At 72.0% G+C, this 10,800-nt stretch carries 10 protein-coding genes and 1 pseudogene; 6 read left to right on the top strand and 5 right to left on the bottom strand.

Features of this window, described 5'->3' with window-relative positions; genetic code table 11:
- Positions 1–49: 49 nt before the first annotated feature.
- Complete coding sequence (locus tag AB0M82_RS39445; RefSeq protein WP_364733577.1) at positions 50–634, bottom strand: response regulator transcription factor; 585 nt, start codon at positions 632–634, stop codon at positions 50–52.
- A gap of 35 nt (positions 635–669) precedes the next feature.
- Here AB0M82_RS39445 and AB0M82_RS39450 point away from each other — a divergent pair, with 35 nt between their 5' ends.
- Positions 670–1,662 (top strand): histidine kinase, encoded by a 993-nt coding sequence (locus AB0M82_RS39450; protein ID WP_364733579.1) that lies wholly within the window; start codon positions 670–672, stop codon positions 1,660–1,662.
- Here AB0M82_RS39450 and AB0M82_RS39455 read toward each other — a convergent pair.
- The 3 genes from AB0M82_RS39455 to AB0M82_RS39465 form a co-directional block, all read right to left on the bottom strand.
- Positions 1,604–2,335 (bottom strand): polysaccharide deacetylase family protein, encoded by a 732-nt coding sequence (locus AB0M82_RS39455; protein ID WP_364733582.1) that lies wholly within the window; start codon positions 2,333–2,335, stop codon positions 1,604–1,606. The two genes, AB0M82_RS39450 and AB0M82_RS39455, sit on opposite strands and share 59 nt — an antisense overlap.
- Positions 2,336–2,487: 152 nt before the next feature.
- A complete protein-coding gene (locus AB0M82_RS39460; RefSeq protein WP_364733584.1) occupies positions 2,488–3,294 on the bottom strand; it encodes an NAD(P)-dependent oxidoreductase in 807 nt (268 codons plus the stop codon).
- Between the two features lie 23 nt (positions 3,295–3,317).
- Positions 3,318–4,127 (bottom strand): IclR family transcriptional regulator, encoded by an 810-nt coding sequence (locus AB0M82_RS39465; protein WP_364733586.1) that lies wholly within the window; start codon positions 4,125–4,127, stop codon positions 3,318–3,320.
- Positions 4,128–4,279: 152 nt separating this feature from the next.
- Between AB0M82_RS39465 and AB0M82_RS39470 the strand changes: the two genes are divergently transcribed.
- From AB0M82_RS39470 to AB0M82_RS39490, 5 genes are read left to right on the top strand one after another with little or no spacing between them, the layout of a single operon-like run.
- On the top strand, positions 4,280–5,788 hold the full coding sequence (locus AB0M82_RS39470) for a sodium:solute symporter family protein (protein WP_364733589.1): 1,509 nt from the start codon (positions 4,280–4,282) through the stop codon (positions 5,786–5,788).
- A gap of 51 nt (positions 5,789–5,839) precedes the next feature.
- Positions 5,840–6,775, top strand: a complete 936-nt coding sequence (locus AB0M82_RS39475; protein WP_364733592.1) for a 5-dehydro-4-deoxyglucarate dehydratase — start codon at positions 5,840–5,842, stop codon at positions 6,773–6,775.
- A complete protein-coding gene (locus tag AB0M82_RS39480; RefSeq protein ID WP_364733595.1) occupies positions 6,775–8,031 on the top strand; it encodes a glucarate dehydratase family protein in 1,257 nt (418 codons plus the stop codon). Before AB0M82_RS39475 ends, AB0M82_RS39480 begins: the two co-directional genes overlap by 1 nt.
- A gap of 4 nt (positions 8,032–8,035) precedes the next feature.
- Complete coding sequence (locus AB0M82_RS39485; protein WP_364733598.1) at positions 8,036–9,163, top strand: hypothetical protein; 1,128 nt, start codon at positions 8,036–8,038, stop codon at positions 9,161–9,163.
- 15 nt (positions 9,164–9,178) lie between these two features.
- Positions 9,179–10,633, top strand: coding sequence for an aldehyde dehydrogenase (NADP(+)) (locus AB0M82_RS39490; RefSeq protein WP_364733601.1), 1,455 nt, complete (start codon positions 9,179–9,181; stop codon positions 10,631–10,633).
- A gap of 14 nt (positions 10,634–10,647) precedes the next feature.
- Here the strand turns inward: AB0M82_RS39490 and AB0M82_RS39495 are convergent.
- Positions 10,648–10,800: pseudogene (locus AB0M82_RS39495) on the bottom strand (hypothetical protein); the annotation flags it as partial.

A 10,800-nucleotide genomic window follows, 5' to 3' on the forward strand; every position in this document is an offset into this window, starting at 1 on the left:
GGTGCGTTGGACGCAACCAACGCCACATTGGGGCTTTCCGGTCGCCGCGTCAGCCGTCTCGGTCCCTGGCCACGAGCGCCGCCTGGGTGCGGCTGGTGACGCCGAGCTTGGCCAGCACGTTCCCCACGTGCACCTTCACCGTCCGCTCGGCCAGCCGCAGCCGGGCCGCGATGTCCCGATTGGACAGTCCTTCGCCGAGCAGCTCCAGGACATCCCGCTCGCGTGGCGTCAGCGAACCGCCGCCGCTCAGCGCGGAAGCCGCTGCCGGGCTCAGCGCCGTCACGCCCTGGTGGGCGGCCCGGACGGCGGCCGCGAGCTCGTCGCCGGAGGAATCCTTCAGCACGAAGCCGGCCGCGCCCGCGTTGAGGGCTTCGCGGATTTCGCGGGGCCGGCCGACCGTGGTCAGCATCAGCACCCGGGGCGCCGCGGGCCCGAGCCGGCGCAGCACTTCGAGGCCGTCCATGCCGGGCAGGTAGAGGTCGAGGAGCACGACGTCGGCTTCCACGACCGAAGCGAGCAGCTCCGGCCCGCTCGCGTACTGCGCGACGACGTCGAGGTCCGGCCGCGCCCCCAGGATCAGCGCGATCCCCTCGCGCACGAGCGCGTGGTCGTCGACGACCTGAACGCGGATCATGCTCGCACTCTAGAGTCCGCCAGTACTGTCGGCCCATGCGCCAGTCTCTGCTCACGACGGCGGCGGTGGCCGCGGTGTTCTTCGCCAGCGGCGCCTGGACCCCGCACCAGGGCTGGGTCGCCGCGCTGCTCAGCGCGGTGCAGCTGGTGCCGCTGCTGTTCTGCCGGCGTGCCCCCGCCGTCGTGCTCGTGGTCGTCACCCTCGCGACCGCCGGGCACCTGCTGCTCGACCACCCGCGCAACACGATGTACGTGCCGGTGCTGCTCGCGCTCTACAGCACACCCCAGCGGTGGCTCGCGGCCGCGGCGGCGCTCGCCGTCGGTGCGGCGGTGTACCCGGCGAAGGGACCGGTCGACGGCACGGTCCTGGTGGTCACGATCAGCGCGGTCGCCTGGCTGCTCGGCGCCGAACGCCGTCGCGCGCTCGCCGACCGGGCCGAGCGCGCCGCCCGGCGGCTGCACGACACGCTCGCCCAGACCACGGCCGTGATGCTGGTGCAGGCCGAGACGCTGCGCGCGGTCGGCGACCTGACCGACGCCGACCGCGCGCGGCTGGACACCCTCCTGGCCGCCGGACGCGGCGCGCTGACACTGGTCCGCCGCACGCTCGACGACCTGCGGACGGACGCCGACCGCGCCCCGGACCTGGCGGAAGTGCTCGCCCGGCTGCGGACGGCGGGCCTGGTCCTCGACCGCGATCCGGTGCTGCCCGCGCTGCCGCGCCCGGTGCGGGACCTGGCCGAGCGGTTCGTCGCCGAGACGGCGGTGAACGCGCTGCGGCACAACGGTCCCGGCGTCCGGCTGCGGCTCGGCGTCCGGGTCGACGGCGACCGGCTGACGATCACCGCGCGCAACGCGCTCAAGGGAACCCCGCGGGCGGGCGGGGGTTACGGCTTGGCCGGGCTCGCGGAGCAGGCCGCGGCGGCCGGTGGCGCGCTGAGCCACGGCGCGCGGGACGGCGAGTGGGTCGTCAGCGTCGAGTTGCCAGCAGCTGCGACACGGTCACGAACCGGTAGCCGCGCTGCTTGAGCCCGTCGAGGATCGGGCCGAGTGCCTGCCGGGTCTGCTCGCGCGCCGGGTACATCGGGTGCAGGAGCACGATCGAGCCGGGCCGGACCTGGTTCACCGTCTCCGAGGTGACCGTGCCGGCGTCCGGGGTCCCGTCGGAGTCCGGTTCGACGTCCCAGGTGACCGTCGTGCGGCCGTGCGACGCGAGGTAGTGCGGGAGGGCGAAGAGCTTCTTGCCGTTGGGCGGCCGGAAGAGGATGTCGCCGGTGTAGCCGGTCGTGCGGATCAGCGCGTCGGTGGCTTCGACCTCGTCGGCGACCCAGGCGGGCGTCACGCCGATCATCCGGTCGTGGGAAAAGCTGTGGTTGCCGATCTCGTGGCCCGCGGCGGCGATGTCGTGGGCGAGGTCGGGGTGCGCCGCGATGTCCCGGCCGATGAGGAAGAAGGTCGCGGGCACCTCGCGACTGCGAAGGGTGTCGAGAATCGCGTGGGTGCCCGCGGGGTCGGGCCCGTCGTCGAAGGTGACGGCGACGATCTTCTCGGCGGTGTCGACGCGGTTCACGAGGGTCCCGAAGAACTGGAAGGTCCGCGAGTCGGCGACCTGCAACAGGGCGTAGGCACCGGCGACCACGACGACCAGCAGGCTCGCGACGACGATCGTCCACTTCCGGGCACGGCGGGATTTCAAGATCATGGCCGCCACCCTGGCGAGCGGGCCCCACGCGGGGAAGCCGCGAAGGTACTAGTACCTCTGCGGTAGGTCTGTTGGCAGGTCGCCAGCGCCCCAATGTGGCGTTCGGTGCGTTGGACGCACCCAACGCCACATTGGGGCGTTCGGGGCCAGGCTCAGAGCGGGTTGAACACGCCCAAGGGGGCGGTGCAGAACGGGCCGCCGACGTACTCGGCCGCCGCGCCCGTCGGGGCGGGCTTCGAAGCCAGCTGCTCCGCGTAGACCTCCGCGTTGTCCAGGGACTTGTACCCCAGCGCCTCCGCCTCGGTCAGCGAGTAGATCCGGCGGGTGTTGTCCGAGACGCCCCAGATCAGCCGGTAGCCCGGTGACGGCGCCGAGAGGCACGCCTCGAACAGCCGGGCCCCGTCGTCGGGGGAGAGCCACGTCGTCAGGCCGCGCGGGCCCAGCGGCAACGGCGTCTCGAAGCACGAGCCGATCCGGATCACGATGACGTCCATGCCGAAGCGCGAGTGGTACAGGCTGCCGAGCGCCTCGATCGCCGCCTTGCTGACGCCGTAGTACGTGTCCGGCCGCGGTGAGGAGTCCGCGGGCAGCTCGGAGTCGATCCGGCGGAAGCCGACCGCGTGGTTGCTCGAAGCCAGGATCACCCGGGTGATTCCCGCCTTGCGCGCCGCCTCCAGGACGACCTGCGTCCCGTTGATGTTGACGTCGAGCGTCGCTTCCCACGTGTTCTCGCGGCTGTGCCCGCCGAGGTGGATCAGCGCGTCGACGCCTTCGCACGCTTCCGCCATCGCCGCCGGGTCGGTGACCGACGCCGTCACGACCTCCTCTGACGCGTCCGACGCGGTCTGCGGGGCCAGGTCGAGCAGGCGCAGCGCCCGGCCGGGTCGCCGCAGGCGGGGGCGCATCAGGGTGCCGACGACGCCCGCCGACCCGGTGATGAGCACGCGCTGGTCCGTCATGGGGTTCCTTTCACCGAAGGGGGTTAGCGGATGCCGGCGCGGCGCAGCTGCCGCCCGAGCTCGGCGGTGGTTTCGGCGAGCAGCTCGCCGACGCGCTGGGCGTCGGCGTCGGTCACCTGGGCGATCGGCATCGAGCAGCTGATCGCGTCGGTGCCCGGGATCCGGTAGGGGATCACCGCGGCGACGCACCGGACGCCCAGCGTGCCCTCCTCGACTTCGGCGGCGTACCCGCGCTCGCGGGTCGCGGCGCACTCGGCGTGCAGGCCTTCGAGGGTGGTGATGGTGTTCGGCGTCAGCGCGGTCAGCGACGCCGGCATCAGCGCCTCGATCTCGTCGTGCGTCAGCTCGGCCAGCAGCGCCTTGCCCAGCGCGGTCGCGTGCGCGGGCAGCGTGCGCCCGACGCGGGAGACGAGGTGGGTGGAGCGCTGCGACTCGCGCGTCTCCAGGTAGACGACCTCGGTGCCGTTGCGGCGCGCGAAGTGCGCGGTGAAGCCGGTCTTCTCCCGGATGCGCTCCAGCGCTTCGGTGGCGAACGGGACGACGGCGTCGCGGTCGAGGTAGGCCGTGCCGCAGATCAGCGCGCGGACGCCGAGGCGGTAGCGGGCGGTGTTGGCGTCCGCCTCCAGCCAGCCGGCCTCCAGGAGGGTCCTCAGCAGACCGTGGAGCGAGGAACGCGGGAAGCCGGTCCGCGCGTGGAGGTCGGACAGCGACAGCCAGACGTCGTTCGCCGCGAACGTTTCGATCAGGTCCACCGCGCGACGCGCGGACTTGACGCCGGACGACTCGGCGGGGGCGCCGTCGCTCACCGCCGGGGTGTCCACCTTCTGCGGCATTTGCGCGCCTCCGTCCGGCCGTTGACTTGTGACTCCGGCCATATTAGCGTCCCGAACAGCATTCTTATGGATGAACATCATCACTATAACAGACTCCGTTCATAGATGTGAACAACGAACCGCATCAAAGTGGACGCGGAAGGGAGCCTGCGGTGCACGTACTCGACTGGGCGATGGTCTGCGCGTACTTCGCGCTGATGATCGTGATCGGCTGGTGGTCGCACAAGAGGGTCAGCGACGTGAAGGACTTCTTCACGGCCGGCGGCAAGATGCCGTGGTGGCTGGCCGGCATCTCGCACCACATGTCCGGCTACAGCGCGGTGCTCTTCGTCGCGTACGCGGGCGTCGCGTACACCACCGGCGTCACCGTCTACTTCTGGGGCTTCGCCAGCATCGGCATCGGTGTCGGCATCGGCAGCTGGCTGTTCGCCGCCCGCTGGAACAAGCTGCGCTCGAAGCTCGGCGTCGCCTCGCCGCTGGAGTACCTGGCCAGGCGGTACAACGTGCCGACGCAGCAGGCGCTCGCCTGGAGCGGCAGCCTGCTGAAGATCTTCGACATCGCGGCCAAGTGGTTCGCCGTCGCCACGCTGCTGCACGTGTTCGCCGGCCTGGACTACAACCTCGGCATCCTGATCACCGGCGCGGTCACCCTGGTCTACTGCACCATCGGCGGCCTGTGGGCCGACGCGCTCACCGACTTCGGCCAGTTCGTCATCCAGGCCATCGCCGCGATCGTGATGATCGTCGTGGTGCTGGGCAAGCTGGGCGGCATCTCCGCGCTGTGGACGATGTGGGACAAGCTGCCCGCGAGCCACGTCGATCCCGTGACGGCCAAGTACACCACCATCTTCCTGCTCGTCTACGTGCTCGTGAAGACGCTGGAGTACAACGGAGGCATGTGGAACCTGGCGCAGCGGTACATGGCCGCGCCGAACACCCACGAGGCCAAGCGCAGCGCCCGGCTTTCGTCGGCGCTGTACCTGTTGTGGCCGCTGGTGCTGATGTTCCCGATGTTCGCCGCGCCGCTGCTCATCCCCGGCGTCAAGGATCCGACGCAGTCCTACGCGATCATGACCACCACGTTCCTGCCGCCGGGCCTGGTCGGCCTGGTGCTGGCCGGGATCTTCTCGCACACCATGGCGATGGTCTCCTCCGACGCCAACGCGATCTCCGCGGTGATCACCCGCGACATGATCCCGGCGATGTTCCGCCGCGCCCGGCAGTGGACCGACGTCCAGGGCCTGAAGGCGGCGCGGGTCACCACGGTCGTGTTCGTGGCGCTGACCATGATCGTGGCCACCCAGGCGCAGAACCTGGGTGGCGTGCTGCAGATCGTGGTCAACTGGGTGGCCGCGCTGATGGGCCCGATCTCGATCCCGCTGCTGCTCGGGATGCTGCCGTGGTTCCGCAAGTGCGGCCCGCGCGCGGCGCTGGTCTCCTGGGCGGGCGGCCTGATCGACTACGCGCTGGTCTACTACGTGTTCAAGGCGAACCAGACGGTGCTCATCGCGACGCCGATCCTGGTCTCGCTCGTTCTGTACGTCGGCCTCGGGCTGCTCGCGCCCGAGCGCAGTGCGGTCGCCGACGAGATCGTCGAGACCGTGAGCGGCGGCGACGACGTCGACCGCAGCACGAAGGAAGGCACGTCCGTGCCCGCCTGACGCCGGCCATACCCGGCCGAACCCGAATAAAGGACGAGAGAGCGGAAACAGATGGCACAGAACGAGATCGAGCTGGACGGCCTGCTGGCGTTCCCCCTCACCCCGTTCGCCGAGGACCTCGAGGTCAACCTCGACGCGCTCGCGGAGAACGTGGAGAGCCACATCGCGGCGGGCGCCGGTGCGCTGTTCGTCGCGTGCGGCACCGGCGAGTTCAGCTCACTCTCGCCCGCCGAGCACGCCGCGGTGCTCACCCGGTCCCGGGAGGTGGCCGCCGGCCGCGTGCCGGTCTGGGTGGGCGCCGGCGGCGGCGCGGCGTCGGCGCGGGCCGGCGTCGCGGCGGCTCAGGCCGGGGGCGCGGACGGTGTGCTGCTGCTCCCGCCGTACCTCGTCACCGGGCCGCAGTCCGGCCTGGTCGACTTCGTCCGGTACGCCGTCGGCGACTCGTCCGTGCCGGTGATCGTCTACCACCGCGGCACCGGGGTGTTCACCGCGCCGGCCGCGGCGTCGCTGCTGGACATCCCCTCGGTCGCCGGCCTCAAGGACGGCTACGGCGACGTCGAGGTGATGACCCGGATCGTCACCACGATCCGCGCGCTGGACACCGAGCGCGCGCGGGACTTCCTGTTCTTCAACGGCTTGCCGACCGCGGAGGTCTCGGCCAGGGCGTACGCGTCGATCGGCGTCGCGCGGTACTCCTCGGCGGTGCACTGCTTCGCCCCGGAGATCGCGCACCGCTTCCACCGCGCGCTCGGCGAGGGCGACACGCGGGTGATGGACGCCCTGCTGACCGGGTTCTACCTGCCGCTGGTGGCGTTGCGGGACGAGTCGCCGGGCTTCGCCGTGTCGCTGGTGAAGGCCGCCGCCCGGTTGCGCGGCGACAAGGTCGGCCCGGTCCGGCCGCCGCTGGTCGAGCCGACGCCCGAGCAGGTCCGCCGGTTGGAGAAGATCGTGGAGGACGGTTTCCTCACGCTGAAGGCGCTGGGCTGATGAAGATCCTCGATGTGGTGCTGACGCCGGTCGCGTTCGCCGACCCGCCGCTGCTCAACGTCATGGGCGTGCACGAGCCGTTCGCGCTGCGCGGCGTCGTCCAGGTGAAGTGCGAAGACGGCGTCGTCGGGCTCGGCGAGTCCTACGGCGACGACGCGTTCCTCGGTGAGGTGCGCAAGGTCCTGCCGCAACTGCGCGGTCATGACGTCTTCGACCTGCCCGGCCTGCAGCGGCTGGTCGCGCGGGCGCTGTCGGACACGGTGCTGACCGACGCGCACGGCCTGATCGGCGGGTTCTCCATCCGCAAGACCATCGCGAGCGTCTACTCGCTGTTCGAGGTCGCGTGCCTGGACGCGCAGGGGCACTACCTGGGCCGCCCGGTCACCGACCTGCTCGGCGGCAGGTGCCGGGAGGCCGTCGAGTTCTCCGCCTACCTGTTCTACAAGTACGGCAAGCACGTCGACGGCCGCGAGGACTCGTGGGGCGAGATCACCACGCCGGAGACGCTGGTCGGGTCCGCGCGGCGGATGATCGACGAGTACGGCTTCCGGTCGATCAAGCTCAAGGGCGGGGTCTTCGAGCCCGCCCAGGAGGTCGAGGGGGTCCGCGCGCTGGCCGAGGCGTTCCCCGGGCACCCGCTGCGGATCGACCCGAACGGCGCGTGGACGGTCGAAACCGGCGTCCGCGTCGCCGCCGAGCTGGACGGCATCCTCGAGTACCTCGAAGATCCGACCCCGGGCATCGAAGGCATGGCGCGGGTGGCGGAAGAGGCGTCGATGCCGTTGGCCACGAACATGTGCGTCGTGAACTTCGGCGACGTCGAGCCGGGCTTCCGGGCGCGCGCGATCGGCGTGCTGCTGTCGGATCACCACTTCTGGGGCGGCCTGCGCGCCACGCAGGCCCTGTCGGTGACGTGCGAAAGCTTCGGCGTCGGCCTGTCGATGCACTCCAACAGCCACCTCGGGATCAGCCTGGCCGCGATGGTGCAGGTCGCCGCGGCGACGCCGCACCTGACCTACGCCTGCGACACGCACTGGCCGTGGAAGGTCGAAGACGTCATCGAGCCGGGCGTGCTGGAGTTCCGGGAGGGCGCCGTGGCGGTGCCCACGACCCCGGGGCTCGGAATCACGCTCGACGAGGACGCGCTGGCCCGGCTGCACGAGAACTACGTCCGATGTGGACTGACGAAGCGGGACGACGTGACGTACATGCGGAACTTCGTCGAGGGGTTCGAGCCGAACACGGTGAGGTGGTGACCCGGTGAAGGTGACGGGATACGCCTATCCCTGGGACGTGCTGGAGGACGGGTTCGCTTCGCGCGCCCGCGACCTCGGCGTCGACGAGGTGGCCGTGGCGCTTTCGTACCACAGCGCCCGTGCCGCGACGCCGTGGTCGCCGTCGCGGACGGCCGTGGTCGCGCGCCACGCCGCGTTCTACCGCCCGGTTTCCGGCGAGTGGGGCCCGCTGCGTCCGTCCACTCCGGACTGGGCCGGTTCGGACGACAGCGGCGGCGAGGCCGTCCGGCTGCTCAACAAAGCCGGCATCCCGGCCGCCGCCTGGATCGTGCTGACCCACAACTCCCAGCTCGGCTACGAGCACCCGGACCTCGTGGTGCGCAACTGCTTCGGCGAGGCCTACCCGTGGGCGTTGTGCCCGGCTCAGCCCGCGGTGCGCGAGTACGCCGCGAAGCTGACCGCGGAGGCCGTCGCCGGGCTGGAGCTGTCGTCGGTGATCCTGGAGGCCTGCGGCCCGCTCGGCGCGGTGCACCAGCACCAGCACGAGAAGACCGACGGCGTGTGGGCGCCCGCGGTGGCCCGGCTGCTGTCGATCTGCTGCTGCGACGCCTGCGCGGCAGGCTGGGGCCTCGACGCGGACACTGTCCGGGCGCAGCTGGCCAACGAGATCCGGCGGCTGATCGCCACCGGCGACCTGGGCCTGACGGCCGACGGCCTGCCGCCGTCGCTGACTCAGAAGCTTCTGTCTGCAAGACAGATGTTCACGGACAAGCTGCGGGCCGCCGTGCTGGCTCAGCTGCCCGGCGGAGTCCGGATCGTGCTGCACGGCGCGCTCGACCCCTGGGTGACCGGCGCGCTGCCCGGCCTGACCCCGGCCGCGCCGGACGACGTCGACGCCGTCGTCCTCTTCGGCTGGGCACCCGCCACGGGAGCCGACGCCGTCGCGGCGGCCCGGGAAGCGCTGCCCGAGCGGGTCGCGATCGCCAGCTACATCACCGCGGTCGCCGCCGCGCCGGTGCCGGACATCGCCGCGTACGTTGGTGAACTGGCCAAGGCGGGCGCCGCCGAGCTGCACCTGTACCACCTCGGACTGGCCGGTCCGGGTCGTTGGCCCGACCTGCGAACGGCCACCGCCGCCGCCCACGAGAACTGAGGAGCTGTTCCACCGATGAGCCAGGCCACTGACGCCGCCACGCTCGAGAAGATCCTGGCGGGGGCCGCCGCGGCCGCCCGTCCCGCCGCCGAGGCGACCCCGGTCGAACGCGCCCGCTGGCTGACCGCGGCCGCCGACGCGCTCGACGCCGCCGCGGGCGAACTGGTCCCGCTGGCGCACGCCGAGACCCACCTGCCCGCGTCGCCGCGGCTGCAGGGCGAGCTGAAGCGCACGACGTTCCAGCTGCGCCTGTTCGCCGAGGTCCTCTCCGACGGCGAGTACCTCGGCGCCACCGTCGACCACGCCGACCCGGACTGGCCGATGGGCCCGCGCCCGGACATCCGCCGGGTCAGGACCGCGATCGGCCCGGTGCTGGTGTTCGCCGCGAGCAACTTCCCGTTCGCGTTCAGCGTCGCCGGCGGCGACACCGCGTCCGCGCTCGCCGCGGGCTGCCCGGTGGTCCTCAAGGCGCACCCCGGCCACCCGGAGCTGTCCGCGCTGACCGGCCGGATCGTGCGCGAAGCCCTGCTCGGCGCGGGCGCACCCGACGGCGTCTTCGACGTGATCTTCGGGCAGGAGGAAGGCGTCACGGCGCTGAAGGACCCGCGGATCGCGGCCGGCTCGTTCACCGGGTCGATCCCGGGCGGGCGGGCGTTGTTCGACATCGCGAACGCGCGGCCCCGGCCGATCCCGTTCTACGGCGAGCTCGGCAGCGTCAACCCGGTCGTGGTCACCGAGGCCGCGATCGCCGCGCGCGGGGAAGCCGTCGCCAAGGGCTACGCCGGGTCGTTCACCCTCGGCGCCGGCCAGTTCTGCACCAAGCCGGGCCTGCTGTTCCTGCCGGAGGACCACAACCTCACCGACACGCTGCGGTCGGCGCTGGACGGCGCCGCGGCCCAGCCGATGCTCAACGACCGCATCGCCGGTGGGTACTCCGCACAGCTCGAGAAACTGCGGGAGGTCCCCGGAGTCGACGTCGTCGCCGAATCACCGTCGTCCTCGCCCGCGTTCACGCCGACGCTGCTGGCCACCACCGGCAAGCAGTTCCTCGAGGGCGGCGCCACCGTGCACGAGGAGTGCTTCGGCCCGGCGTCGCTGATCGTCACCTATGCCGACCAGGCCGAGCTGCTGCGCCTGCTCGACGTGATCGAACCGGGGCTCACCGCCACGATCCACGGCGAGGAGTCCGATGTGGACTGGCTCCGGCCGGTGCTGCCGTCGCTGGCCCGCATCGCCGGCCGGCTGCTGTGGAACGACTGGCCCACCGGCGTCACGGTGAGCTGGGCCCAGCAGCACGGCGGCCCGTACCCGGCCACGACGGCCCCGACGACGACGTCGGTCGGCACCGCCGCGATCGAGCGGTTCCTGCGCCCGATCGCCTGGCAGGGCTTTCCGGACGCCCTGCTGCCCGAACCCCTGCAGGAGGCCAACCCCTGGCAGCTGCCCCGCCGCACCGACGGCTCCCGCTGATTCGCTGACCCCGCGGGGGCGCCCCCGGTTTCCACGTTACCGCCCGGCACCGACAGTTTCGGCGCCGAGGAGCGCTCGTCCCGCGTGACGTCGAGGTTCCACAGGCTCGCGAGCCCGACCAGGGTCGCGGCCGCGTCGGCGCTGCCGCCCGCCATGCCCCCGGCGAC

The organism is Amycolatopsis sp. NPDC051128 (genome assembly GCF_040682715.1).
Lineage (GTDB): Bacteria > Actinomycetota > Actinomycetes > Mycobacteriales > Pseudonocardiaceae > Amycolatopsis.

What these genes read in the sequence shown, in the direction of transcription:
- AB0M82_RS39460 (WP_364733584.1), bottom strand. Translation starts at nt 3,294, where the DNA reads ATGACGGACCAGCGCGTGCTCATCACCGGGTCGGCGGGCGTCGTCGGC.
- AB0M82_RS39450 (WP_364733579.1), top strand. Translation starts at nt 670, where the DNA reads ATGCGCCAGTCTCTGCTCACGACGGCGGCGGTGGCCGCGGTGTTCTTC.
- AB0M82_RS39465 (WP_364733586.1), bottom strand. Translation starts at nt 4,127, where the DNA reads ATGCCGCAGAAGGTGGACACCCCGGCGGTGAGCGACGGCGCCCCCGCC.
- AB0M82_RS39445 (WP_364733577.1), bottom strand. Translation starts at nt 634, where the DNA reads ATGATCCGCGTTCAGGTCGTCGACGACCACGCGCTCGTGCGCGAGGGG.
- AB0M82_RS39480 (WP_364733595.1), top strand. Translation starts at nt 6,775, where the DNA reads ATGAAGATCCTCGATGTGGTGCTGACGCCGGTCGCGTTCGCCGACCCG.
- AB0M82_RS39490 (WP_364733601.1), top strand. Translation starts at nt 9,179, where the DNA reads ATGAGCCAGGCCACTGACGCCGCCACGCTCGAGAAGATCCTGGCGGGG.
- AB0M82_RS39475 (WP_364733592.1), top strand. Translation starts at nt 5,840, where the DNA reads ATGGCACAGAACGAGATCGAGCTGGACGGCCTGCTGGCGTTCCCCCTC.
- AB0M82_RS39455 (WP_364733582.1), bottom strand. Translation starts at nt 2,335, where the DNA reads ATGATCTTGAAATCCCGCCGTGCCCGGAAGTGGACGATCGTCGTCGCG.